Origin of the sequence: Bradyrhizobium sp. 4, from assembly GCF_023100905.1 — a bacterium.
Lineage (GTDB): Bacteria > Pseudomonadota > Alphaproteobacteria > Rhizobiales > Xanthobacteraceae > Bradyrhizobium.
The window spans coordinates 1,656,440-1,679,306 of sequence record NZ_CP064686.1; the positions used below are offsets into that span (position 1 = coordinate 1,656,440).

Consider the following 22,867-nt stretch of genomic DNA (forward strand, 5'->3'; position numbering starts at 1 on the left):
AATCGCAAGGACCCGGCGCGGCCCAATACGCAACGGCCCCAGGTCGTTCCTACAAAGCCGTTCCTGTCGGCATTGCTCTTCCCGGATTGATGCCGGGCAAGGCGAAGCGTCTAGGCCGACCAACGATCCTGCTCTTCCCGGTGGGCATGCTCGTTCAGCCGTTCGGCGATCTGATCCGCGATCTTCTCCGACTCGGCCGAGGCGACCGGCTCGCCCTTGTGGGTCCTGAGCTTGTCCTTGTCGGCTTCGATGGGAAAATCGTCGGGCTTCAGTCCGGGATCCCTGGTCATGGCGCGCCTCATTGTGTCTCGCATCCCGAAAACACGGATGCAGGCTGTTCGTTGCTGGAACAATGAAGCTGCGATCGAAAGCCACAGCCTGGCTCAAGCACCGCGCTCCCGCGCTTTGCTCAGGCCCCGCCGACGGCCCGGATCACGGTGCCGCTGCCGCCGCACGTCGCGCAGGGCGCGCCGTCGATCCGCCCCTTGCCATGGCAATCGGGGCACACGTCTTCGCCCGTGCCCGTCGTTCCCGGTGCGGCTTCATCGCCTGGGTTGAGCGCTGCCGAATCCGTCGGCGATGTCCCGGTCTTGGCGCCTTGCGCGTCGGTCTTGGTCATCTGCATCTCCTTCGAAAAGACCGCAACGCGCCTTGCCGCCGGAAGTGCCAATCGAGGTTGCACGCCGAGACGGCTCCCATTTGCGGGATGACGGAATCGTCGGCAACCACAGCTTGCGCGGCCCGCCAGAAAACCAGCAGTATGCATGCTGGCTCATGGTCGATCTCAAGTTGAAAAATGCCACCGCTCGGCGGCCGGTGTCCGGATCGACATGGCGCATCCCGAGCAGGATCTGAACGAGCTCAAGATCGTCAAGGACAGCAAGCTCTATGACTATCTGGTGCTCGCCTGTCCGTTGACGAAGGACGTGTTCACGCAGCTCGGCCTTGCTCCCAACCTCGCGGAGCAGAAAGTGAATCACGAGATCACGTTCAATCCGTACTGCATGACGACGGTCTGGATCGATATGAAGATGGATGCGCCGGTCGCGCCGGTGCTGCCGCTCACCGAGCAGGGCATGCCGTGGGCGGTCGCGCGGCAGTTCCAGGATAGCGGCAACATGTTCACGCAGTTCTACACCCGCCCCAGGGACGAGCAGACCGGCGATGAGGTCATCGCGGAGGTCAAGCGACTGACCAAACTGCTCGGCGGCACGATCGACACCAGCCAGCCGCGCTGGCAAACATTCGACGAGTTCACCTACTTTCAGCACTTCACGCCGGACCAGATCAAGACCGGCATCTACGCCGACCTCGCCCGCATGCAGGGCGCCGACCGCACGTTCTACGTCGGCGGCGCCACCGACTTCGAGCTGGTCGAGCCGATCGTCGCCCATTCGAAATACATCGTCGAGAAGCACTTCGCCGGCGGGGTCCAGCGCCCGTCGTAGCGGGGCGGGGCAGTCATCACCCCATCGTCACCGCACGCCCGTGCCCTTGCAGCGCTGGCACTTCACCACCTTGTCGCCCTTCTTGAGCAGGCCTTTGCCTTCGCAGTTCTTGCATTTCTGCTTCTTCTTGATGTTCGGGCCTTTTTCACTGGTCATGGATGGCTCCTGCCGCGGTGGGGGGACGGGCGCCTTGTATAGGATATTGAACCCGCGAAGCGGCAGAAATCATCAAGAGTGCTGCGCCGCAATCCCCGCGTTCGATCAGGGACGTCCGCGAATATTCGCGCCGGACGGGCCGCCGACCGTCTGGATCGGCTCACCGGCCGCGCGGTCCAGCGGTGGGTGCGGCCTGGCGAGTCCGACTGTTCCGGGAGCTGCGTCGTTGCTGACCGCAGGCATGTTGACGCGCTCCATCGTGATCGTGGCCACGATGGCAACGGCGAGGGCGATAGCACTCAAAACCAGGGTCATCCGATTCTGGTCTTCCATCGTCAGACCTCCGCGAAACGGCTCCGTAGCGCGGGGATAATGCCGGATCTGCGGTTTAGTTGCTCTCACTTGGTTCAGGCTGCGCCGGACACCACGCCTCACCCCTCGTTCTCCGCGCGGCTGCGCCACGCGTAGCGCGCAGGGCAGATGCTCGCCTTCAGGCCTCCAGCTCTCAGTTCGCGCTCGCGAAAGCATCCGCTGCGTAGACGACCTTGCCGCCCACGACGGTCAGCAGGGACGCCGTGGCGCCGATTTGCTCGACGGGGACGGACATGAAATCCCGATCGAGAATCGCGAAGTCGGCGAGCTTGCCGGTCTCTAACGTGCCGCGCCGCGTCTCGTCGAAGCAGAACCACGCGCTTCCCACCGTGTAGAGGCGCAAGGCATCTTCGCGGCTGGGTGTTTCGTCCGGGCCGCGCGTCGACAGTCCGCCGACGGTCTTGCCGTCGAGCATCCATTGCAGCGCCACGAACGGATTGTAGGATGCGACCCGATGCGCATCCGTACCGGCGCCGACATGGACCCCCATGCGCAACGCCGTGGCGAGGGGTGGCATGCTGCGCGCGGCTTCGCCGGCCTGCGCCACGATGCGGTCGCCGCCGAGATACATCGCGTCCTGCATGGTCCAGCCGACACCGAGGGCTTTCATGCGCGCCAGCGTTTGGGGCGAGGTGTTGTCGAGATGGGCGATGGACCAGCGCAGCGGCGCGAGCGGCGTCTCCTTGTTGACCTCGTCATAGAGGTCCAGGAGGTGATGGACGGATTTGTCTTCCTGCCAGTGGATGGTGACCGTCAGCCCTTGTTTGGCCGCCCAGCGAATGATCTCGCGGAACTTGTCCTTGGCGGCCGCGTCGGGCGCGTTGTTGTTGTACATGGCGCCGGTGATCCGCTCGCCGATGCCGTTGAATCGCAGCATGTCGTCGCCGAATCCCATTGGCAGGAACGGCGTGAGAGCCTTGTACTCCTCGAATTCCGCGCCGACATTCTGGGCGAACAGGCTGAAGGCAACCCGAACCGACAATGATTTGTCGCGCCAGAGCTTTTGCAAGGCGGCGTAATGGCCAGGATAGATGCTGAAGCCGCCGGGATCCACGATCCCGGTCACGCCAAGACGATTGAGCTCCGTGAAGAACTGCCGGGTCCCGGCGACATTCTCATCGACATTCGGCCTCGGCAGCCGATCGAACAGCGCGGAGATGCTGACAATGGAGCCGTTGAGCCAGCCCGTGGTGTCGCCCGATGCGGCGCGCTCAGTCGTGATACCCGCCGGCAACTGATCCGTGGACATCCCGAGCGCCTGCTGCGCTTTCGGCGTCATCAGCACCGCCGAATAGAACAGCTGGATGTAAGCCGGATTGTCGGGAACGGCCGACATCACCTCGGCGAGCGTCGGCCGCCGCTTCTCCGCAAATTGCAATTCGCTCCAGCCGCCGGCCACGATGATCCAGGACGCCGGGCGCGCCTTTGCCGCCTGGCGCAAGCGTTCCATGGCCTCAGGGATAGTCTTCGCGCCGATCCAGTTGACCTCGGTTGCGTAGGTGAGGCCGGCCCGCACGGCGTGAATATGGGAATCGATCAATCCCGGAATGATCGTGCGTCCGCCTGCGTCGACGCGGCGCGTCGCGGGCCCGATCAGGCCTTCCACGGCATCGTTGCCGCCAATCGCGACGATCTTGCCGTCGCGGACGGCGAGAGCCTGCGCGATCGTCGACGCGGCATCCAGCGTCACGATTTTTGCGTTCGTGACAATCAGGTCGGCCTTTTGTGCGTGAACCAAGCTGGCCCAGCACGAGATCACCAGAATCGCCAGAAGCTTGCGCATGTTCAGTCCCGAAATGAGAGAGGCAGGAATGAGAGAGGCGGGTGCGACGCCACACATCCGGCGCTGGATGCGCTCGCGGACATCGCGTGTCGCAACGGGGAGTGTCGTGATCTTGACCACGTCTGGCACCAACAAAATCAGCCGGTCCACCGGAAAGTTCGGTAACGGCTCAAGCAATGATGTTGCAGCCCGCCTTCGCCCGATGGGCTTCCGCGCGGCAGCCTCACTCGCTTTGCACCGAGCGGGGCGTTCTCCCCTGCTAATCCCTTGTCAGCTTGCCGGATTGCGCGCCGTGACGATCCAGGTCGCTCTGTCGATCATCACCGACCGCTCGCCGGCGCGGCCCGCGAAGGCGGCACGAACCGCGGCCGAGGCGCGGGCGCGGATGTCGTCGGGCTGATCAGCGAGCGCGCGCGCTAGCGGGCCGACGTCGAACGTCATCTTCACCGCGTCGTCGACCGCCGCGTCCCGCGTCTCGCCCTCGCCAAACGGGATGGAGACATCGAAGGGCGCGATAGCGATATCGGTGAAGCCGGCCGCCGTCAGGATGCGAACCACCCGCCCCCGGTTGCCGAACGAGAATGGGCCGGGCACTTCGGGATCGGGTGGCGCCGTCGGCGGGACGATGCCTTTGATCGCGTCCATCGGCAATCGCACCCAATCGTTCTCGGCCGCACCACGCCAGCAGACGAAAGCGACCCGCCCGCCCGGCTTGAGCGCACGGCGCATATGAGCGAACGCCGCCGTAGGATCGTCAAAGAACATCACCCCGAAACGCGAGAACAGGATGTCGAACGCGCCCTCGGGCAGCTCGGCTCTGCCAGCGTCGGCCACTCGGAACTGGACCGGCGTATCCGGTGGCGCAAGCGCGCGCGCTCGGCCGATCAGCGGTTCGGATATGTCCACGCCCAGCACATAGCCCCCCGCGCCGACGCGGGCGGCCAGAGCCAGACTCGACGCGCCCGCGCCGCAGCCGATGTCCAGCACGCGTTCGCCCGTGGCGGGCGCTGCGGCTTCGATCGCGGCCTGGCCGAACACCGCCACCCTGGCATCGAGCCGGGCCTGGTGGGCGACCCAGCGCTCCCCGCTTTGGCCATTCCAGTCGGCGACCTGATCGGCATTGTGCTTTGCCATGACATGTCCTTGTTCTGGCCCGGTCACTGGAAGCAGTGGCGACCGCCGGGGACTTCCGAGACGATGCAGTTCATCCGGCCTATAAGCGAAAGATTACGGCTTGCGCGCGTCTGCCTTCTGAAAGTCGTCCCGATGCGCGCGCACAAAGTCCTCGACCGACATCGGCGACACCCCGGTCAGCAGGTTCACATCGTCCGAGGATCGGTCGTATCGGCCGTCCCGGTGCAGCAGTGCCATCGACTCCAAGTGCGCGACCACGTGTGCGGATGCGCCAAAGGATCGCAGGCTCTCCAGCCACGGTTCCAACGGAATATTCATGTAGGTGATTGGACGCCCCAAGACTCTTGTGAAATCTTCGGCGACCTCGCGAAGAGTCTCCGCACGGGGACCGGTCAGTTCGTAAACCTTTCCAAGGTGAGACTCGGGATTCACCAACACCTCTGTCACGCACCGCGCAACATCGTGGGCGGCGATTGGCGACGTCTTTGCCTCTCCGAAGGGCAACATCAGCGCGTTCTGAGCGGTGATAGTCGGAACGGCAAATCGCCAGAAGAACGCGTCCATGAAGGCGGTGGGACGGATCGTGACCACCGGCAAGCCGCTCCACCGCAACACCTGCTCGGCCAGCCAGTGCTGCTTGTGCTGCGGGCTGCGCGCGGTCTCGCGGATGCTCATCTCCGAGACCGTCATCTGCGACATGTTGACGAATGCTTCGACGCCATGGTGCCGGGCAACCGCCGCCACGTTCGTCGTAGCCTCGAGATACTTCTCGCTGGCCGACATGCTGAAGTACAGGCGCTTGCAGCCATCCAGGGCGCGGTGCACCGCGTCCAGGTCGAGCAGATCTCCGACGATCACCTCGGCACCAAGTGCCCTCAGCGATTCCGCCCGGCCGTCATCCTGCCGGACCATGGCGCGCACCTTCAGCCCGCGCTCCAGCAGAGACTTCGTCACGCTCGGTCCGATCGCTCCAACTTGGCCAGCGGCACCGGTGACAAGGATGGGATGGGAGTGTTTCATGTCAAGGTTTCTCCGCGAGACCAATAACGGCGCTCGTGCCGGTGACGAGAATGGTGTGACCGAACAACTTCACTGGCGAGTCGTGGACCTGATGTTGAATTGGTAGTGCCCGCGGACGTCGCGTCTCGGCTGTGCCGTTTCTGCTCGGCGCGACTCACGACGCCACCATGTCGGCGTGAATCGCCTCGACGACCGCGGCGGGGTGGGTCAGCGGGATCATGTGTGCAGCGCCGGGGACAACGACCGTGCGGGCGTCGAACGCTCCCGCGAGCAGACGGCTCACCGACCGCGGAGCGGCCGACGTCCGCTCGCCGACGAGCACCAAGGTCGGCACCGCGGTCGAGGTGAACTCGGCGAGCGTGGTCCGATCGGCTGCGCTGGCGGTCATCTCGAGCCTTAGCCGCGGTGCGAGCCGTGTAACCAGCGCACGCCCCTTCTCGCCCAGCGCGTTCCACGTGCCGGCGCCGCTCCAGTGCTCCACCAGCAGGCAGGCGGCCGCACCGTGATCCGGCCACGCGCGCATGAACCGATCGCAGAGGGTCTGCCCCTCGCGCAGGGCGTCTTCTTCCCCGGGCACGCGCAGCACGCTGACGACCACAGGATCGATCAACGTGAGCCGCGCCACGCGAGACCCGACGGCCAGCCGCAGGTGAAGTCCGAAAAATGCCCCGAGTGAGTGGGTGACGAGGTGGAACGCGCCGACGCCCTGCATGTCGAGCCAGCCGCGCAGGTGGGAAACCTCGTCCTTTGGCTGCCACGCCTCGCTCGGTGTCGGCGACCGTCCGTAGCCGAGCATGTCGGGTGCCAACGCCCTGGCGCCGCGCGCCTCCAGACCCGTGCGGACTGCGGCCCAGGAGTGGGAGCCGGTGGCGGAGCCATGGAGGAGCACAATGGGAAGGTCGTCGATCATCGGAGATCCTGATTTCGGGTAAAAGGGACTTTGATCTCAAACCAGCATCGACTGCTGGGCGAAGATACCCGCCATCGCGCCTTGCGATGATGCCTGGGTGACCGAGGGCAAGAAGGGCGTGGTGAGGTCGCCGGCGGCGTAGATGCCGGGCATGCTTGTTTGGCGGCGCTCGTCGACCTTGAGAACGATGCCGCCCGGCGTATCCACCGTGGCGAGGCCCAGTGATTCATGCAGGTTTGCGGACGGCTTGGTGCGCGGATGGGCGAACAGGATGTCGACTGCGACATTGCGGCCGGTATCGAGATTGACGGTGGCGATATGCCCCTTGTGATGGGCGATCCCGGACATCCGGCCATCGACGACAGGTATGTTGCGGCGCGCCAGATCGGCCTTAGTATCAGGCGGAATGTCGCGACCATCGGCAAAGACAGTCAACTTGTCGGTCCAGTCGAGGAACAGCCTGGCCTGATTGTGCGACTGCGGGCCGGACCAGACGAGGCCCCAATGCTGGCCGGCGACTTCAAAGCCGTCGCAATAGGGGCAGGGCACGATGGACGTGCCCCAGCCTTCGGCAAAGCCCGGAACATCAGGCATCTGGTCGGTGATGCCATAGCTCAGGATCAGACGACGCGCCCCAAAGCTTTCGCCATCGGAAGTGAGGACGTTGAAATCGTCGATGCCGCCGGAGACGCTGTCGGCCCGGGCACTGACCAGCTTGATCGTGGGATAACGCGCCAGCTGCTGCCGCGCCTCGACCAGGATGTCCAGCGGCGCCTTGTGATCGTGGCCGAGCAGGCCATGCGAGTGGCCAGCGAAGCGGTTGCGCGTCAGGCCGGTATCGAGAACGGTGACCTTGCGGCGGGCACGGCCGAGCTGCAGGGCGCCGGCGAGACCGGCAAAGCTGCCGCCGATGATGATGACGTCATCCATGGTGATGGGCTCCGTGGGAGGACAGGTGGAAACCTGCCCAATGGCTTGCATATTTCAGACACTGCGTGGTATCGTAATTCAAGTATTAGAATACTGTCAAGTACTGGAATTGTGGTGACCGAAAACAGACAAGGACGGCGCGGCCGGCCCGCCAACGAGGCGCTTGGCCAAACGATCCTTGACGCCGCGCGCGAACTCTTTGTGGAATTGGGTTTTCAAGCGACGACCTTGGACAAGGTCGCCCAGCGGGCGAAGATATCCAAGCTCAGCATCTACAGACACTTCGAGAACAAGGAGGCGCTGTTCAGCGCGGCCATCGCGGCCGGCTGCCATCAGTTTACACAGGCCCTTTTTGAAGGCGTCGATGGTTCGGCCGAAGATCAGCTCATGGCGGTGGGATCATCCCTGCTTCGCACGCTGTTGAGATCAGACGTCCGCAATGTCGAAGCCATGATCATGGCCGACACGACCAATCAAAAGTCGTTAAGCAAGCTCCATTACGAAGCCCGCCCCGCGCATGTCATCGCCCAAATCGAGGCCCTGTTGCGTCAGTTGCACGCGAAGGCGCTTCTGAATGTGCCCGATCCTCTCCGGTCCGCCCGCTTGTTTGCCGCGCTTTTCAAAGGATCCGATCTCCTGATGATCGCACGCTTCGATCAGGCGAGAGCAGAGGACGACGACGAAATCGAATCCTATTGCCGGTCGGCCGTCGCCATGTTCATTGCCGCGCACGGTGGCAACGACCACGTGGGCGGATATTTGCCTGCCCCAAGGTCAAAAGACGAAATTTGAATCGTGCGTGACCGATGTCGTCAAAATAACCATTGAGCTACAGGCCCCGCCGCGAGACGGCCATTTTGGCAGCGGCGGGCAACGCTGCGCGGTTCGTTTACAGGGATGGAGGTATTAGGGTGACGGTGCATTTAACTCGCCGGACGCCTGTTAAAGCGGAAGCGCATCATTCAGTGCACGGTCATCCTAGTTCCGCGATATCGATCAAGTTGGACCTGTCACGCCCCAGGCGCGCTTTGCGCCACATCGATCACGTGGCGATCCGATCCTACGGTGATCACCACAGTATAGCTCTTTTGCGCGCCGGCCTGATCAGTGGGCGGCGCGAGGTGTAGTTGGCCTCCGTACCATTCGCCGGGCAAGAGCGTGTTGTCCTTGATCGCCGCTTGCTCGAGCACGGCCATGTTGCGTTGACCTGCTTCAATCGTCCCGGAAATCATCGCGTCATTTTGTGCGGCCGCGTTGCCTTGCGCGATCGCCGCGGCTGTCGGGCTGTAGAATGAGCCGGTCCGGCCACTTGGGGTCGTATAGGTGCCATGTCCTGCTCGCGATGCGCCGTAGGCGTTGGCGCCGGCGGCGACCCCGGTCAGAAGCGCAGCCGCGACCTGCCGGTTCTTCTCCTCTTGAACAAGCATCTCGTATGTCACGATCTTCATTTCGAAGTCGGACCCCGCGGCGTGCTGGACGGCTTCAACTTGCCCGACTCGAAACTCGACCGGTTGACGGCCGAGATTGTTGATGCCGACCACGAACACGGGCCGGCCGTTCGCCTGGAGCTGTCGGGATGCCGGCCGAACGAGGACCAGGGAGCTCTTTTGCCGCGAGACGAGAGCAGGCTGCCCATCCCTCATGAGAGCTTGTTGCTGTGGATTAGAAGCTTTGAACGAGACCGTTTCCCCAGCTGTCATGCAGCCGGTGAGCGCGGCGCAAGCCGCCACCAAGACTAAAATACGCACGCTGAATTCCCCCGCCGAAAGAGTCGATGCAAGCGCAACCATTGAGCGAGGGCAAAGACAGTTTACGCGCGCAGGCCCGCGGTCCTCGATCAAAAAGTCTAAGAGGCACCGGCTTGCCTAGCCGAAGCTCGCGAAGCGAGCGAAGGCTGGTGGGCCCGGCAGGACTCGAACCTGCAACCAGACCGTTATGAGCGGCCGGCTCTAACCATTGAGCTACAGGCCCCGCCGCGAGACGGCCGCGAAAGCTGCGGCCAGCAACGGTGCGCGGTTCGTTTACAGGGACGGAGGCGGGGGTGCAATGCTGGGTCTGGCGGATGGAAACGCCGGCGCGGCAACACCTGGTGTTTTTGAAAAACCGAATTAGGCGATGATGCCCTTATAATCCTGTTTTGCCCGACGGCGCAAGCCCACCTCGCCGAGCCTTCGCCCCGCCCTCTGGCAATCGCGCCAGCGGGGGCTCGTTTTTTCCATTCCGTAACCCCTTGTGATCGCTTGCTCTTTCTACTGTGCATGGGGTTGTTTTCGCACATTTTGTTGGGAGGGGTCTTCCGATCCCCTCCGATGTCGCGTCGGCGCGCTGCAGGCTCGCGGCAGTTCCGCGGCGCTAGTCCACCGACACCCCGGCGAACTCCACCACCTTGCGCCACTTCTCGGTCTCGTCGGTGACCAGCTTGCCGAACTCGGCCGGCGTCATCGGCTTGGGGATGCCGCCGGTCTCGGTGAGGCGCGCGACCAGCTTCGGGTCCTTCAGCGCCTCGTTGACGGCCTTGTTGAGGATCTCGATCACGTCCTGCGGCGTGCCCTTCGGTGCGGAGATGCCGTAGAAGCCGACCGATTCGAAGCCGGGCAACGTCTCGGCGATCGCGGGCACGTCGGGCACGCTCGGCCAGCGCTGCGGCGAGGTCACGCCGAGCGCGCGGACATTGCCGCCCTTGGCCTGCTCCATCGCGGAGGGAAGGTTGTCGAAGATCAGCTGCACCTTGTTGGAGATGATGTCGGGGAAGGCGATGGCAGATCCCCGATAGGGCACGTGCACCATGTCGCACTTGGTCATCACCTTGAACAGCTCCGCCGACATGTGCACCGAGGTGCCGTTGCCGGACGAGGCAAAGGAGATCTTTCCGGGATTGGCCTTGCAGTAGTCGATGAACTCCTGAACCGTCTTGGCGGGAAACGCGTTGGAGACGACCAGCATGTTGGTAAGCTGCATGATGCTCGCGACCGGCACCGTGTCGCGCAGGAAGTCGAACGGCAGCTTCTTGTAGAGCGAGGTCGAGATCGCGTTGTTGGGCGCGACGAACAGCAGCGTGTAGCCGTCCGGCGGCGAGGCGATCGCGGCGCCCGCCGCGATGTTGCCGCCGGAGCCGGCCTTGTTCTCGACGATGAACTGCTGGCCGAAGCGGTCCGACAGCCAGTTCGCCATGATCCGCGCCACGATGTCGACCGGGCCGCCGGCGGAGAAGCCGATGATCCAGTGCACGGGGCGGTCGGGATAAGCTGCGGAGGCGGGAGGTGCGGCGCCCAACAGCGTTGAAAGGAAAACCAGCCCGAAAACACTGTTACGCAAAATTCGCAACATGACGCCTCCCATTGTTCTATTGTCGTTGCTGCATGCTTTCACAAAATCGGGGCGCTGCCTACATCGCCGCAAGTCGATGTTGACGCGCCCCCGCCGGGACCGACCATGAGATTCGTTCTTCTTTTCCTTCTCGCTGCGGCGCTGCTTTCAAGCCCCGCCGCCGCTCAAACCGGAGGCAACGCCATTCCGACCACGACTCCCGGCCTGACGATCAGCTTGGGCACCGCGACGCCCGGCGGCGGCTTTCCGCTCTATGGCAACGCCTTTGCGCAAGCGATGAACGCGGCCGATCCGCAAGTGATCATCGCCCCGCGCAACACCAAGGGCAGCAACGAGAACATTCCGCTCTTGGAGAAGGGCGAGCTCGATCTCGCTCTGGTCGCGGGCGAGCCGGCCTATGAAGCCTTCGCCGGCATCGGCCGCGCGCCGGTACGGTTGAAGATCCTTACCGCGATCTATTCCAACCCTGGCATGTTCGTGGTGCGCGCGGACAGTCCCTACAAGACCATTCGCGATCTGGTCGGTCAGCCCGTTGCGTTCGGCGCCAAAGGTTCGGGCCTGCCGATCCTGGCGCGCTATGTGCTCGATGGTCTCGGGTTGAAGCAGGACGAAGACTTCAAGGCGATCTATCTCGATCGCGCCGGCGACGGCCCTGCGATGGTCGAGGATGGACGTGTCGCCGCACTCTGGGGCGCCGGCATCGGCTGGCCCGGTTTTGCAGCGGTGGCCTCGAGCGCGTCAGGCGCGCGCTTCATCGCGCCCAGCGCGGAGGACATCACGCGCATCCGCGCCAAGCATGCGTTCCTGAAGCCGCTCACCGTGCCGGCCGGAAGCTATCCGAAGCAGTCCGAGCCGATCGCCTCGCTGGGGTCCTGGAGCTTTGTGCTGACGCGCGAAGATCTGCCCGACGATGTCGCCTATCGGCTGGCGAAGACGCTTCACGGCGTCGAGCCGACATTCTGCAAGCAGCTCGCGCAAGCCTGTGAGACCACGGCCGCGAACACCGTCGCGGCCGCGCCGAAGCCCGAGCTGATCCATCCCGGCGTGATGAAGTATTTTCGCGAGATCGGGGTGGTGAAGTAGGCGCGCCAGCAACGGCCGTCATGCCCGGGCTTGTCCCGGCCATCCACGTTCTTGGCGCAGCATGAAAGATCGTGGATGGCCGGGACAAGCCCGGCCATGACGTGGCGGCTAGCTTGCGTCGCCCATCACTTCTTCACCATCGCACATGCCGGGTCCGGCGGGCCGAACGCCTTGTCGCCCGAGATCGTCGTGAGGATCTTGTAATAGTCCCACGGATATTTGCTCTCCTCCGGCGTCTTCACCTGCACCAGCCAGAGGTCGTGCACCATCAGATTGTCCTCGCGCAGTTTGCCGTTGCGGGCGAAGAAATCCTCGATCGGCTTTTCCCGCATCTTGGCGGCGACCTTGAGCGGATCGTCGGTGCCGGTGTCCTTGATGGCGTTGAGATAGTGCATCACGCTCGAATAGACGCCGGCCTGCCACATCGACGGCATCTTGTTCATCTTGGCGAAGTAGCGCTTCGACCATTCGCGGGTCTTGTCGTCCAGGTCCCAATAGAACGAGGTCGTCAGCAACAGCCCTTGCGCTGCCTGCAGGCCGAGGCCGTGGATGTCGGTGATCAGCGCCAGCAGCGCCGCCATCTGCTGGCCGCCCTTGAACACGCCGAACTCGGAGCCGGTCTTGATCTCGTTCATGTTGTTGGGCGGACCCGCCGCAATGCCGATGATCTTGGCCTTGGAGGACTGCGCCTGCAGCACGAACGAGGAGAGGTCGGGCGTTGCCAAGGGTGGCTTCACCGAGCCCAGCACCTTGCCGCCATTGGCGGTCACCACCGCCGAGGCGTCGCGCTCCAGCGAATGGCCGAAGGCATAGTCGTCGGTGATGAAGAACCAGCTGTCGCCGCCACGCTTGACCACGGCGTCCGCGGTGCCGACCGCGAGCGCGCGGGTGTCGAACACCCATTGGATCGCATAGGGCGAGCAGAACTTGCCGTGGAAATCCGCGGTGCCGGTGGAGTGGGTGATGAACAGCCGCTTCTTCTCGTTGGCCATGTTCTGCACCGCGAGCCCGACCGCGGAGACCGGCACGTCGACGATCAGATCGACCTGGTCGACGTCGTACCAGCGCCGCGCAATCGCGCCGCCGATGTCGGCCTTGAGCTGGTGGTCGCCGACGACGATGCTGATCGGCTTGCCGAGCACGGTGCCGCCGAAATCGTCGATCGCCATCTGCGCCGCCGTCACCGAGCCCTGGCCGGTCGGCGCCGAGGCCGGACCGTTCATGTCGGTGAGCACGCCGATCTTGACGACGTCGTCGGACACCTGCGCCATCGCAGCGCCCGGCATCAGCGCCGCAAGGAATGTCGCTGCAAAGCCGGCAGCAACCGGCAGACCAAATCTCGTTGGCTTCATGCTTGTCCTCCCCTGATCCGGCGCATTGGCCGGTGTGCCCTCCGGGTATGGCCCGGCTGAATTGGTTTCTTTTGCAACTATTTGGGGGCGGGCGTCAACGTCAGGCGGCGAAGCGGATTTGTCCGGCCGGCGAGGGATCGTAGCCGGTCAGCTCCCCGGCGCGCTGGAGCAGGCGCTTTTCGCTGAGGAACCGGATCAGACCCTGCATGGCGGGGCGGAAATAGCTGCGCTGCCGCATCGCGAGGTCGAAATTCTCCCAGACCAGCGGCACGAAATCGAGGCCGGCCGAGCGCGCCGACGCACGCGTCGCGATTCCGCAATCGGCTTGTCCCGCGCGGACGATCTCGGCGAGATCCGGTCCGGTCAGAGCGGGCGTCTCGATCCGGCGCAAATCGCGCGTCGAGGCGCCGGCGCGCTTGAGCAGCACATCGAGCAGCATCTGCGCGCCCGTACCCTGTTGCCGCATCGCCACCTTGGCCCCGAGCGCGAGCACGTCGGAAAGGCCGCGCAGCCGCTTGGGATTGCCCGGCGGCAGCACGAGACCCTGCTCGCGACGCACGAACGCGACCAGCAATGCATCATGCAGGTCCGGAGCGTCACGCAGGACGGTCGCATTGGCGTCGGCGGCAAGATTGCCGTCGGCATCGAGGCTATGGAAGTGCACCGCCACGGCCATCACCTCGTCGCGCTGCAAGCGCTCGAGCCCGCGCGCGCTACCCTCGCTCATCGATCCCAAGCCCGAGCCGGATTCGCGCAGACCCCAATCCAGCAGCTCGTCCTGGCTGCCGCCGACGACCGGCGGCGGCTCCGCGATCAGCATGCCGGCCGGACGCGCCAGTCCGGACAGCACCCAGAGGTCGAGCTCGTGCCGCGGGAAGAGCCACTTTCCGGTCACCTTGGTGCAGGGGATCGCGCCGGTGGTGACGAGTTCGTAAAGCTTGCGTTCGCCGAGCCGAAGATAGTCGGCGGCTTCGCTGGTCGTCAGGAATTCCATCCTGCATTCCTATGCAAATTCTTGCTTCTTTTTGGAGTTCGACGCAGGTGGAATTCTGCATTTCCAGTTTTGTCCGCCACGACCATGCCCGATCATCTCGCTGCTTTGCAACACATCCCCACGCGCGATCTCTGCTTTGGTGAACGATCCTGAATCGCTCGCGCGGAACGGATCTTGCGGCTGTCGCGCGCAACAGCAATTGGCGTGCCGCTCCGCGCGTTGCCGAGATTTCCCGAGTCGTCGGCGCCCGACGCGAAGGGTAAAGTCTGTCGCCGGTAGTGGTTTGACCCGCGCTCTATCTGTTGTTGTCCGCATCCGACGCTGCAACGAGCAAACGCGTCACGAGTGCGGCGCAATCGATCATCATCATGAGCGCGTCATAGCCAGTGGGAACCCGAACATGGCCGTCCGCCGCCTCTCCGTTGCACTCGCGCTTCTCTGCGGCCTTGCCGCAGGCGTTGCGGCGTCATTCGCGGAGGAACGCGAGATCGTGCTGGCCACGACCACAGCGACGCAGGAGTCCGGCCTGCTCGATTACCTGCTGCCGATCTTCCGTGACAAGACCGGCATCGACGTGACCGTGATCGCGCGGCGCGCCGACGAGGTGCTCGAGGGGGCGCGAAGGGGCGAAGTCGACGTCGTGCTGATGCATGCGCGGCCGCAGGAGGAGAAATTCGTGGCCGACGGTTTTGCCGCGAAGCGCTTCGACGTGATGTACAACGACTATGTGCTGATCGGGCCGAAGAGCGATCCCGCCGGCGTCAAGGGCAAGGACATCGCGACCGCGCTGAAGGCGATCGAGGCCAAGGGCGCGCCGTTCGTGACGCGCGGCGACCGCTCGGGCACGCATGCCGCGGAGCTCGCGCTCTGGATCGTCGCCGGCATCGACATCGCCCGCACCAAGGGCGCCTGGTATCGCGAGGCCAAGCAGGACATGGCTTCCGCCCTCGACGCAGCGCGCGTGGCGAACGCCTATGTGCTGTCCGACCGCGGCAGCTGGATCGCTTTTCGGGAGCGCGGCGATCTCGACATCGTGGTCGAAGGCGACAAGCGGCTGCTCAATCAGTACGGCGTGATGCTGGTGAACCCTTTGAAGTTTCCGAACGTGAAGAAGGAGCTGGGGCAAGACTTCGTCGACTGGCTGATCTCGCCCGGCGGGCAGGCGGCGATCGCCGGATACAAGGTCGACGGACAGCAGCTGTTCTTCCCCAACGCGGACAAATCGGGCGGCTGACGTTCGTATCGCCAGCGATTGCCAAACCGGGCGATGCATGGTCCATCATGGCGCATGACCCAGCGCCTGCCGCCATCGCTGACGCCGCTCGACACCGCGCTCGCCGCGTTGCTGACAGGGCTTGATCCGCTCGCGCCGATGGAGTTGCAGCTGATTGAAGCGGCCGGCTGCATCGCGGCGGGCAATCCGCTGCTCCCAGCCCGACCGTCTCGTGACGTCGCTGCCGCGGACGGCTGGGCATTGTGCGCCAATGATCTGGTCGGCGCGTCCTCCTATTCACCGCTGCCTCTCGGAACAGCGCCGGCCTGGGTCGATGCCGGCGAGGCGCTGCCCGCGGGATGCGACTGTGTGCTCGATGCTGACGCGGTCGAGGTGTCTGGTCCGCTCGCCCAGGTGTTGGCGGAGGGCGTGCCGGGGCAGGGCGTCCGGCGCGCTGGAAGTGACATCGACGGACGCACGCCTGCCCCGGCAGAGGGGAATGCGCTTGGTCCTGCCGCTCTGTTGCTCGCGCGTGCCGCCGGACTGGACCGGCTGAGCGTGCGCCGTCCGCGACTGCGCATCATCAATGTACCAGGTGCAACGGTGACCATGCATCTGATTGCGGACATCGCACGCGCCGCAGGACTGGATGTGCAAACGAGCGAGGCCGGTGCGCGCGACGCGGGATCGATCGCGGAGGCGTTGGGGACGCCTACCTGCGATCTCCTGCTAACGATCGGCGGCAGCGGTGTCGGTCGCAAGGATGCAGCGGTCACCGCTCTGGCCCAGCATGGTGACGTGCTCGCCCATGGTCTTGCGCTCCAGCCCGGACGCTCCGCCGCGATCGGGCGGCTCGGAACGATTCCTGTCGTCGCCTTGCCCGGATCACCGGATCACGCGCTCGCGGTCTGGCTCGCGCTCGTGCTGCCGCTCGTCGACCTTCTGTCGGCTCGGCTGCCACGCCGACAGGTAACCTTGCCGCTCGCGCGAAAAATTGCATCCAGCGTCGGCATCGCCGAAATGGTCCTGCTGGCCGAGGAACATCATGCGTGGGTGCCACTTGCGGTAGGAGAATGGCCGCTCCAGGCAATTGCCCGCGCGGATGCATGGCTGCTTGTTCCCGCCAGTCACGAGGGATTTGCAGCGGGCGCGCCGGTCGATGCCTATCTGATGTGGGAATGATATGGGTTTAGCATGACCATGATCCCGCAATCGCAAGTCCGCAGCGCGCTCGAACAGGAACAGTTCCTCAAAATCCTTTCCCGCGAGGAGGCCCTGGCTCGCTTCGAGGGCGCGCTGTTCCCGCGCGCGCTTCTGTGTGAAATGCGCAAACTCGGTGCTGCGCTCGGTGCGTCGCTCGCTGAAGACATCACTGCGCCAATCGACGTACCGCCGTTCGACCGTTCCAATGTCGACGGCTTCGCGGTGCGCTCAGCGGACCTTGCGACAGCCGGCGAAGGCGCGGCGGTTCGCCTTGGATTGAATGGCGAGACTATTCACTGCGGCACCGTACCGGCGCTGCAAGTCGCTGCGGGAACGGCAACGCCGATTGCCACCGGCGGTCCGCTGCCGCGCGGTGCCGATGCCGTGGTCATGGTCGAGCATACTCAGCCGGCGGGATCCGGTGCGATCGACGTCCGGCGCGCGACCTCGCCCGGGCAATTCATATCCTACGCGGGGTCCGATATCGCGCGCGGCGAGGCGCTGCTGCGCGCCGGCACGATCATCGGCTCGCGCGAGGTCGGCATGCTGGCGGCCTGCGGTCTTGCCGAGGTGCGCGTCGTGCGCAAACCTCGTGTTGCCGTGATCTCCACCGGCGATGAACTGGTTCAGCCGGGCGAGGTGCTCGCGCCTGCTGCGATCTACGACACCAACGGCGCGATCGTCACTGCTGCGATCGAGGAGAACGGCGGAGAGGCGGTTTTCCTCGGTGCCATTTCCGACGACGAAGCCCAGCTCGAAGCTGCCATGCGGCGTGCGCTGGCGGACGCCGACATGCTGGTGCTCTCCGGCGGTACGTCGAAAGGCGCGGGCGATCTGTCTCATCGCATCATCGGCCGGCTCGGCCAGCCCGGCATCATCGCGCATGGCATTGCGCTCAAGCCCGGCAAGCCGCTGTGTCTTGCGGTGTGCGACGGCAAGCCGGTGGTGATCCTTCCGGGTTTTCCGACCTCGGCGATGTTCACCTTTCACGACATGATCGTGCCGGTGCTTCGCAAGATGGCCGGACTGCCGCCGCGTTCTGATGCCAGGGTGAGCGCGACCGTGCCGGTGCGCATTGCTTCCGAGCTCGGCCGCACAGAATTCGTCATGGTCTCGCTGGTAGATGGCAAGGACGGCTTGATCGCCTATCCCTCCGGCAAGGGGTCCGGTGCGATCACCTCGTTCGCGCAGGCCGACGGTTTTCTGCGCATCGACGCGCTCGCCGACCAGATGCCGGCCGGGAGCGAAGCCGAAGTGACGCTTTTCACGCCGCATGTGCGGGTGCCCGATCTCGTCATCGTCGGCAGCCATTGCACCGGCCTCGATCTCGTCACGGCGCAACTCGCGCATGCCGGCCTGAGCGTGCGCTCGATCGCGGTCGGCAGTCTCGGCGGACTTGCGGCGGCACGGCGCGGCGAATGCGATCTGGCGCCGATCCATCTGTTCGACGACAAGAGCCAGACCTACAATACGCCTTACCTCGTCGAAGGGCTCGAGCTCGTGCCGGGCTGGCGGCGGATGCAGGGCATCGTGTTTCGCAAGGGCGACAAGCGTTTCGAAGGCCACAGCGCGAAGGACGCCGTCGTCGCGGCGCTCGCTGATTCCTCCTGCATCATGGTCAACCGCAACCAGGGCGCCGGCACGCGCATCCTGATCGACCGGTTGCTTGGTGGTGCGCGCCCGGAAGGCTACTGGAACCAGCCACGCTCGCATAACGCGGTGGCCGCGGCGGTCGCACAGCACCGCGCCGACTGGGGCGTGACCATTGCGCCGGTCGCCCATGCGGTCGGCCTCGGTTTCATTCCGCTCGCGGAGGAACATTATGACTTCGCGTTGGTGACGGCGCGCAAGCAGCGTCCTGCGGTACAGGCCTTTCTCGCCGCCCTCAGCTCGGACGAAGCGCGCGCCGCGCTGGAGCGGGGCGGATTTCGGCCGGCGTAGGCTTGGTTAGGACGCCGCGTCCAGTGCGGCCAGCCGCTCGGCTTCCGCGATGTCCTCGACCGTGTTGGCATTGAAGAACGGATCGAGCGGCTCCGTCGGCCACGTCACGGTCGCGAGCGGATAACGCGCGGTCCAACGGTCAATCTTGCGGAGATCCTCGACCACCAGCGCGTGACGCAGGTCGTCGCGCAAGCCAACCCGCCACAAGCCGATCACCGGATGCGACTGGCCACCTGACGCCGCAACGGCGAGCTCGGCATTCGCCGCGATGCGTTCTTCATGCAAGCGCGCGATCAAATTTCGCGGCAGGAACGGACAGTCGCCGGCGGCACTGAGTACCCATTCCACCTCAGGCCGGTTCGCCGCGGTCCAGTCGAGCGCGGCAAGGATGCCGGCGAGCGGACCGGGAAAGCCGGGCACGTCGTCGGCAACGACCTGCAAACCGAACGGAGCGAAGCGGTCGGGATCGCCGTTGGCATTGAGGATCAGGCCGCTGCATTGCGGCTTCAGGCGTGCGATTACGCGTTCCAGGATGGTGTGGCCGGCGATGGTGCGCATCGGCTTGTCGCCGCCGCCCATACGCCGCGCGAGGCCGCCGGCGAGCAGCACGCCTTGCGTGGTCGGAAAGCTAATCGTCACCACTTTCACCCTTGCGCTTGTGCTTGGCCGATTCCTCCTCGACATAAGCGAGGTTCTGGTCGTAGACGATGCGCTCTGCCCCCGACAGCGCGATGAACCGTTTGCCGCGTGCGCGGCCGACCAGGGTCAAGCCCACCTGCCGGGCGAGATCGACGCCCCAGGCGGTGAAGCCGGAGCGCGACACCAAAATCGGAATTCCCATGCGGACAGTCTTGATCACCATCTCAGAGGTGAGCCGTCCGGTGGTATAAAGGATCTTGTCGGATGCATCGACGCCGTGGCGGTACATCCAGCCTGCGATCTTGTCGACGGCGTTGTGACGGCCGACATCTTCGGTGTAGCAGAGCGGGTCGCCCTCCCTGCACAGCACGCAGCCGTGGATCGCGCCGGCCTCCAGATAGAGCGAGGGCATGGTGTTGATGGTCTGGGTCATCTGGTAGAGCCAGGAGGTACGCAGCTCCGCCTTCGGCAACGCGACGCTCTCGACCGCCTCCAGCAGATCGCCGAAGGCGGTGCCCTGCGCGCAGCCCGATGTCTGCGTGCGCTTCTTCAGCTTGGCTTCGAAATTGGTGTGGTGCTCGGTGCGCACCACCACCACCTGCAGGTCGTCGTCGTATTCGACCTCGGTGACCGCGTCATTATACTTCAGCATATTCTGGTTGAGCAAATAGCCCAGCGCCAGATACTCCGGATAGTCGCCGATCGTCATCATGGTGACGATCTCCTGCGAATTCAGGTAGAGCGTCAGGGGGCGCTCCACCGGCACCTTGATCTCGATCCTGGCGCCGGACTGGTCGGTCCCGGTCACGCTCTCGGTGAGACGCGGGTCGTCCGTGTCAGGGACGATCAGGGGCGTTGGGGCTTTGTCGATTTTCATCATGGCCGCGACGTTAGCATGACATTCGGATCAAGCCGATATAAGCATGCTAGCGAGAGAACGAAATGCCGCCTATTCGTCATTGCGAGCGAAGCGAAGCAATCCAGGCTGCCGCCGTGGATGCATTCCTGGATTGCCTCGCTGCGCTCGCAATGACGGAGGAGAGGGTGGTTCCATCAAGGACCGGGTCGCTCGCGGAGACGGAGCTGGAATGAAAGTCATCGGCCTTGCAGGCTGGAGCGGTGCGGGCAAGACCACGCTGTTGACGCGGCTGATCCCGCATTTCAATGCGCTTGGCTTGCGCGTCTCTGTCATCAAGCATGCGCATCACCAGTTCGACGTCGACGTGCCCGGCAAGGATTCCTGGCGCCATCGCGAGGCCGGCGCGGCCGAGGTGCTGGTTGCTTCGTCAAATCGCTGGGCGCTGATGCACGAATTGCGCGGAGCGCCGGAGCCGCGTCTGCCGGAACTGTTGAGCAAATTGTCGGCCGTCGATCTCGTCGTGGTCGAGGGTTTCAAGCGCGAGCCGCATCGCAAGATCGAGGTGCATCGCGCCGCCAACGACAAGCCGTTGCTGTTTCCCGATGATCCCGGAATTTTCGGGATCGCGGCCGACGTTGCCATTGAAACCCGACTGCCGACCGTCCATCTCGACGATATCGCTGCCGCCGCGGAATTGCTGCTGCGCGCGGCGATGCCGGTCGAGGAAGCGGTCGCGAAAAGCGCTGCGATGCGCTGACGAGGCAGCATGGCGCAACTGTCGGACGATTGTTTTGCCTTCGGCGGACCGATGATGTCGGTCGCCGAGGCCGTTGGCCTGATCACGACGCGCGTCAACGCGATTGTCGATCTCGAAACCGTGGCGCTCATCGATGCAGATGGGCGGGTGCTGGCCCGCGATATCGCGGCGCCGCTGCCGTTGCCGCCCTTCACCAATTCCGCTGTTGACGGCTACGCCGTGCGCAACGCAGATCTTCCGGATAGCGCCGAGCGGGCACTCCCGCTCGACGGCCGCATCCAGGCCGGCGGTCTGGCACTGGCGCCGATCAAGGCTGGCCGCACCGCGCGCATCTTCACCGGCGCGCCGATGCCGCCGGATGCCGAAACCGTTTTCATGCAGGAAGACGTCCGCGTCGACGATGCCGGCCGAATTGTGCTGCCGCCGGGGCTGAAGCCGGGTGCGAATGTCCGCCCTGCGGGAGAGGACATTCCCCAGGGCCACATTGCGCTGCGCGCAGGCCAGCGCTTGCTGCCGCAGCATGTCGCGCTCGCGGCGGCGTTCGGCCTGGTCAGGCTCGACGTCGTCAGGCGTATCCGCGTCGCGGTGTTCTCGACCGGTGATGAACTGGCCTCGCCCGGCGAGCCGCGCGCGGCCTCGCAGCTGTTCGACTCCAACCGCTTCATGCTGATGGCGATGCTGCGCCGGCTCGGCTGCGACGTCAGCGATCTCGGCATTTTGCGCGACGAACGTATCTCGCTTGCGAATGGCCTCAAGCAAGTCGCCGGCACGCACGATCTGATCCTCACCACCGGCGGCGTATCGACCGGGGAAGAGGATCACGTCAAGGCGGCAGTCGAGAGCATCGGCTCGCTGGTGTTGTGGCGGATGGCGATCAAGCCTGGCCGGCCCGTGGCGATGGGCATCATCGAGGGCACGCCGCTGATCGGACTGCCGGGCAATCCCGTCGCGAGTTTCGTCACCTTCGTGCATGTGGTGCGGCCGACGGTGCTGGCGCTTGCGGGCAGCCTGCAGGCGCCGCCGTTGCCGATCCCGGTGCGCGCGGCGTTCACCTACAAGAAGAAGGCGGGGCGTCGCGAATATGTTCGCGCCTCCTTGCGGCGCACGCAGGACGGCGCACTCGAGGCAATCAAGTTTCCACGCGAGGGGGCGGGGCTGTTGTCCTCACTGGTCGACACGGACGGCCTCATCGAGCTCGATGAGGAGGTTACGCGTGTCGAGCCGGGGCAGAGCGTGGGTTTCTTGTCCTATGCCGATTTGCTCTGAGTCTGGGTGCTATGTTGGCGCTGTCCTGGCGTTGACGCCATCGACCCCTCCCGCCATGTTGCGCCGATGACCAGAACGACGCTCGATCTCACCGGATTGAAATGCCCGCTGCCCGCCCTGAAGACGCGCAAAGCGCTGAAGCCGTTGCAGCCGGGCGATCAGCTCGAAGTGTACTGCACCGATCCCCTGTCGGTGATTGACATTCCGAACCTGATCCGAGAGACCGGCGACACGGTGGAGATCACCGAGCGCAACGACGCGCGTATCGTGTTCTTGATTGAGAAGGCCAATCGATCGATAGAAAATTTCAATGGTGCGCCGCCCACTTAGCCGGCGGTCACTCGGTTGATACCTACCTTTTGTCTATCGACATCGATCACCACTTCTGCCCCAATTGAGTTCCTCCGCCGAGACGCGGAGGTCGAGTCTTGCCTGCGATATGCGGAGCAAATGGGCCATCGAAAGAAGCCCGGCCGTGGC

24 protein-coding genes and 1 tRNA gene are annotated in these 22,867 nt (G+C 64.6%); 9 read left to right on the forward strand and 16 right to left on the reverse strand.

Going from position 1 to position 22,867, the window contains the following annotated elements; all coding sequences use genetic code 11:
- Nucleotides 1-110: 110 nt before the first annotated feature.
- Together IVB45_RS07595 and IVB45_RS07600 are read right to left on the reverse strand one after the other, a co-directional pair.
- Nucleotides 111-290, reverse strand: a complete 180-nt coding sequence (locus IVB45_RS07595) for a hypothetical protein (protein WP_027568146.1) — start codon at nt 288-290, stop codon at nt 111-113.
- 119 nt (nt 291-409) lie between these two features.
- Nucleotides 410-619, reverse strand: coding sequence for a hypothetical protein (locus IVB45_RS07600; protein WP_247282614.1), 210 nt, complete (start codon nt 617-619; stop codon nt 410-412).
- Between the two features lie 211 nt (nt 620-830).
- Here IVB45_RS07600 and IVB45_RS07605 point away from each other — a divergent pair, with 211 nt between their 5' ends.
- Nucleotides 831-1,448, forward strand: coding sequence for a hypothetical protein (locus IVB45_RS07605; protein ID WP_247357201.1), 618 nt, complete (start codon nt 831-833; stop codon nt 1,446-1,448).
- 27 nt (nt 1,449-1,475) lie between these two features.
- Here IVB45_RS07605 and IVB45_RS38885 read toward each other — a convergent pair whose 3' ends face one another.
- The 7 genes from IVB45_RS38885 to IVB45_RS07635 all read right to left on the reverse strand — a co-directional run bounded on the left by IVB45_RS38885 (nt 1,476) and on the right by IVB45_RS07635 (nt 7,753).
- A complete protein-coding gene (locus tag IVB45_RS38885) occupies nt 1,476-1,604 on the reverse strand; it encodes a hypothetical protein (RefSeq protein ID WP_007600646.1) in 129 nt (42 codons plus the stop codon).
- A gap of 105 nt (nt 1,605-1,709) precedes the next feature.
- Nucleotides 1,710-1,937, reverse strand: a complete 228-nt coding sequence (locus tag IVB45_RS07610; RefSeq protein ID WP_247357200.1) for a hypothetical protein — start codon at nt 1,935-1,937, stop codon at nt 1,710-1,712.
- Between the two features lie 172 nt (nt 1,938-2,109).
- Nucleotides 2,110-3,759: an amidohydrolase gene (locus IVB45_RS07615; protein WP_247357199.1), complete on the reverse strand. Its 1,650-nt coding sequence runs from the start codon at nt 3,757-3,759 to the stop codon at nt 2,110-2,112.
- A 270-nt stretch (nt 3,760-4,029) separates the two neighbouring features.
- Nucleotides 4,030-4,893, reverse strand: coding sequence for a methyltransferase domain-containing protein (locus IVB45_RS07620; protein WP_247357198.1), 864 nt, complete (start codon nt 4,891-4,893; stop codon nt 4,030-4,032).
- A gap of 93 nt (nt 4,894-4,986) precedes the next feature.
- Nucleotides 4,987-5,913 (reverse strand): NmrA family NAD(P)-binding protein, encoded by a 927-nt coding sequence (locus tag IVB45_RS07625; protein WP_247357197.1) that lies wholly within the window; start codon nt 5,911-5,913, stop codon nt 4,987-4,989.
- Between the two features lie 154 nt (nt 5,914-6,067).
- Nucleotides 6,068-6,823, reverse strand: a complete 756-nt coding sequence (locus tag IVB45_RS07630; protein ID WP_247282621.1) for an alpha/beta hydrolase — start codon at nt 6,821-6,823, stop codon at nt 6,068-6,070.
- A gap of 36 nt (nt 6,824-6,859) precedes the next feature.
- A complete protein-coding gene (locus IVB45_RS07635) occupies nt 6,860-7,753 on the reverse strand; it encodes an NAD(P)/FAD-dependent oxidoreductase (RefSeq protein ID WP_247357196.1) in 894 nt (297 codons plus the stop codon).
- Nucleotides 7,754-7,867: 114 nt separating this feature from the next.
- Here IVB45_RS07635 and IVB45_RS07640 point away from each other — a divergent pair, with 114 nt between their 5' ends.
- On the forward strand, nt 7,868-8,545 hold the full coding sequence (locus tag IVB45_RS07640) for a TetR/AcrR family transcriptional regulator (protein WP_247357195.1): 678 nt from the start codon (nt 7,868-7,870) through the stop codon (nt 8,543-8,545).
- Nucleotides 8,546-8,763: 218 nt separating this feature from the next.
- Here the strand turns inward: IVB45_RS07640 and IVB45_RS07645 are convergent, their stop codons facing one another.
- The 3 genes from IVB45_RS07645 to IVB45_RS07655 form a co-directional block, all read right to left on the reverse strand.
- Nucleotides 8,764-9,501 carry a hypothetical protein gene (locus IVB45_RS07645; protein WP_247282624.1) on the reverse strand — a complete coding sequence of 246 codons (738 nt, stop codon included), beginning with the start codon at nt 9,499-9,501 and terminating at the stop codon, nt 8,764-8,766.
- Between the two features lie 147 nt (nt 9,502-9,648).
- Nucleotides 9,649-9,724 (reverse strand) — tRNA-Ile (locus IVB45_RS07650).
- A gap of 381 nt (nt 9,725-10,105) precedes the next feature.
- Nucleotides 10,106-11,080, reverse strand: a complete 975-nt coding sequence (locus tag IVB45_RS07655; protein WP_247357194.1) for a tripartite tricarboxylate transporter substrate binding protein — start codon at nt 11,078-11,080, stop codon at nt 10,106-10,108.
- 105 nt (nt 11,081-11,185) lie between these two features.
- Here IVB45_RS07655 and IVB45_RS07660 point away from each other — a divergent pair, with 105 nt between their 5' ends.
- Entirely contained in the window at nt 11,186-12,163 is a 978-nt protein-coding gene (locus tag IVB45_RS07660; protein WP_247357193.1) for a TAXI family TRAP transporter solute-binding subunit, read from the forward strand.
- A 125-nt stretch (nt 12,164-12,288) separates the two neighbouring features.
- On the opposite strand, the gene IVB45_RS07665 is transcribed toward IVB45_RS07660, so the two are convergent.
- Complete coding sequence (locus tag IVB45_RS07665) at nt 12,289-13,515, reverse strand: ABC transporter substrate-binding protein (protein ID WP_247357192.1); 1,227 nt, start codon at nt 13,513-13,515, stop codon at nt 12,289-12,291.
- Between the two features lie 100 nt (nt 13,516-13,615).
- On the reverse strand, nt 13,616-14,509 hold the full coding sequence (locus IVB45_RS07670) for a helix-turn-helix transcriptional regulator (RefSeq protein ID WP_247357191.1): 894 nt from the start codon (nt 14,507-14,509) through the stop codon (nt 13,616-13,618).
- 400 nt (nt 14,510-14,909) lie between these two features.
- Here IVB45_RS07670 and IVB45_RS07675 point away from each other — a divergent pair, with 400 nt between their 5' ends.
- Genes IVB45_RS07675 through IVB45_RS07685 form a run of 3 tightly spaced genes read left to right on the forward strand, consistent with a single transcriptional unit; the run spans nt 14,910 to nt 18,866 of the window.
- A complete protein-coding gene (locus IVB45_RS07675; protein WP_247357190.1) occupies nt 14,910-15,743 on the forward strand; it encodes a substrate-binding domain-containing protein in 834 nt (277 codons plus the stop codon).
- A gap of 54 nt (nt 15,744-15,797) precedes the next feature.
- Nucleotides 15,798-16,904, forward strand: coding sequence for a molybdopterin-binding protein (locus IVB45_RS07680; RefSeq protein WP_247357189.1), 1,107 nt, complete (start codon nt 15,798-15,800; stop codon nt 16,902-16,904).
- Between the two features lie 12 nt (nt 16,905-16,916).
- Nucleotides 16,917-18,866 carry a molybdopterin biosynthesis protein gene (locus IVB45_RS07685; RefSeq protein ID WP_247357188.1) on the forward strand — a complete coding sequence of 650 codons (1,950 nt, stop codon included), beginning with the start codon at nt 16,917-16,919 and terminating at the stop codon, nt 18,864-18,866.
- 6 nt (nt 18,867-18,872) lie between these two features.
- On the opposite strand, the gene mobA is transcribed toward IVB45_RS07685, so the two are convergent.
- Nucleotides 18,873-19,550: a molybdenum cofactor guanylyltransferase MobA gene (gene mobA, locus IVB45_RS07690; protein ID WP_247357187.1), complete on the reverse strand. Its 678-nt coding sequence runs from the start codon at nt 19,548-19,550 to the stop codon at nt 18,873-18,875.
- Nucleotides 19,495-20,385, reverse strand: coding sequence for a formate dehydrogenase accessory sulfurtransferase FdhD (gene fdhD / locus IVB45_RS07695; RefSeq protein WP_247282632.1), 891 nt, complete (start codon nt 20,383-20,385; stop codon nt 19,495-19,497). Before fdhD ends, mobA begins: the two co-directional genes overlap by 56 nt.
- A 208-nt stretch (nt 20,386-20,593) precedes the next feature.
- On the opposite strand from fdhD, the gene mobB reads away from it, so the two are divergent.
- The 3 genes from mobB (at nt 20,594) to IVB45_RS07710 (ending at nt 22,717) form a co-directional block, all read left to right on the forward strand.
- Nucleotides 20,594-21,121 carry a molybdopterin-guanine dinucleotide biosynthesis protein B gene (gene mobB, locus IVB45_RS07700; protein ID WP_247357186.1) on the forward strand — a complete coding sequence of 176 codons (528 nt, stop codon included), beginning with the start codon at nt 20,594-20,596 and terminating at the stop codon, nt 21,119-21,121.
- Between the two features lie 9 nt (nt 21,122-21,130).
- The gene (glp, locus tag IVB45_RS07705; RefSeq protein ID WP_247357185.1) at nt 21,131-22,387 is read left to right on the forward strand and encodes a gephyrin-like molybdotransferase Glp; all 1,257 of its coding nucleotides are present in this window, start codon (nt 21,131-21,133) and stop codon (nt 22,385-22,387) included.
- A 66-nt stretch (nt 22,388-22,453) separates the two neighbouring features.
- Nucleotides 22,454-22,717, forward strand: coding sequence for a sulfurtransferase TusA family protein (locus tag IVB45_RS07710; RefSeq protein WP_027567850.1), 264 nt, complete (start codon nt 22,454-22,456; stop codon nt 22,715-22,717).
- Nucleotides 22,718-22,867 lie beyond the last annotated feature (150 nt).

Coding starts and splice junctions, on each gene's coding strand:
- IVB45_RS07600 (WP_247282614.1), bottom strand. CDS start 619: ATGACCAAGACCGACGCGCAAGGCGCCAAGACCGGGACATCGCCGACG.
- IVB45_RS07605 (WP_247357201.1), top strand. CDS start 831: ATGGCGCATCCCGAGCAGGATCTGAACGAGCTCAAGATCGTCAAGGAC.
- mobB (WP_247357186.1), top strand. CDS start 20,594: ATGAAAGTCATCGGCCTTGCAGGCTGGAGCGGTGCGGGCAAGACCACG.
- IVB45_RS07610 (WP_247357200.1), bottom strand. CDS start 1,937: ATGGAAGACCAGAATCGGATGACCCTGGTTTTGAGTGCTATCGCCCTC.
- IVB45_RS07665 (WP_247357192.1), bottom strand. CDS start 13,515: ATGAAGCCAACGAGATTTGGTCTGCCGGTTGCTGCCGGCTTTGCAGCG.
- mobA (WP_247357187.1), bottom strand. CDS start 19,550: ATGTCGAGGAGGAATCGGCCAAGCACAAGCGCAAGGGTGAAAGTGGTG.
- glp (WP_247357185.1), top strand. CDS start 21,131: ATGGCGCAACTGTCGGACGATTGTTTTGCCTTCGGCGGACCGATGATG.
- IVB45_RS07660 (WP_247357193.1), top strand. CDS start 11,186: ATGAGATTCGTTCTTCTTTTCCTTCTCGCTGCGGCGCTGCTTTCAAGC.
- IVB45_RS07620 (WP_247357198.1), bottom strand. CDS start 4,893: ATGGCAAAGCACAATGCCGATCAGGTCGCCGACTGGAATGGCCAAAGC.
- IVB45_RS07680 (WP_247357189.1), top strand. CDS start 15,798: ATGACCCAGCGCCTGCCGCCATCGCTGACGCCGCTCGACACCGCGCTC.
- IVB45_RS07675 (WP_247357190.1), top strand. CDS start 14,910: ATGGCCGTCCGCCGCCTCTCCGTTGCACTCGCGCTTCTCTGCGGCCTT.
- IVB45_RS07625 (WP_247357197.1), bottom strand. CDS start 5,913: ATGAAACACTCCCATCCCATCCTTGTCACCGGTGCCGCTGGCCAAGTT.
- IVB45_RS07670 (WP_247357191.1), bottom strand. CDS start 14,509: ATGGAATTCCTGACGACCAGCGAAGCCGCCGACTATCTTCGGCTCGGC.
- IVB45_RS07635 (WP_247357196.1), bottom strand. CDS start 7,753: ATGGATGACGTCATCATCATCGGCGGCAGCTTTGCCGGTCTCGCCGGC.
- IVB45_RS07655 (WP_247357194.1), bottom strand. CDS start 11,080: ATGTTGCGAATTTTGCGTAACAGTGTTTTCGGGCTGGTTTTCCTTTCA.
- IVB45_RS07615 (WP_247357199.1), bottom strand. CDS start 3,759: ATGCGCAAGCTTCTGGCGATTCTGGTGATCTCGTGCTGGGCCAGCTTG.
- IVB45_RS07630 (WP_247282621.1), bottom strand. CDS start 6,823: ATGATCGACGACCTTCCCATTGTGCTCCTCCATGGCTCCGCCACCGGC.
- IVB45_RS07685 (WP_247357188.1), top strand. CDS start 16,917: ATGACCATGATCCCGCAATCGCAAGTCCGCAGCGCGCTCGAACAGGAA.
- IVB45_RS07710 (WP_027567850.1), top strand. CDS start 22,454: ATGACCAGAACGACGCTCGATCTCACCGGATTGAAATGCCCGCTGCCC.
- fdhD (WP_247282632.1), bottom strand. CDS start 20,385: ATGATGAAAATCGACAAAGCCCCAACGCCCCTGATCGTCCCTGACACG.
- IVB45_RS38885 (WP_007600646.1), bottom strand. CDS start 1,604: ATGACCAGTGAAAAAGGCCCGAACATCAAGAAGAAGCAGAAATGCAAG.
- IVB45_RS07595 (WP_027568146.1), bottom strand. CDS start 290: ATGACCAGGGATCCCGGACTGAAGCCCGACGATTTTCCCATCGAAGCC.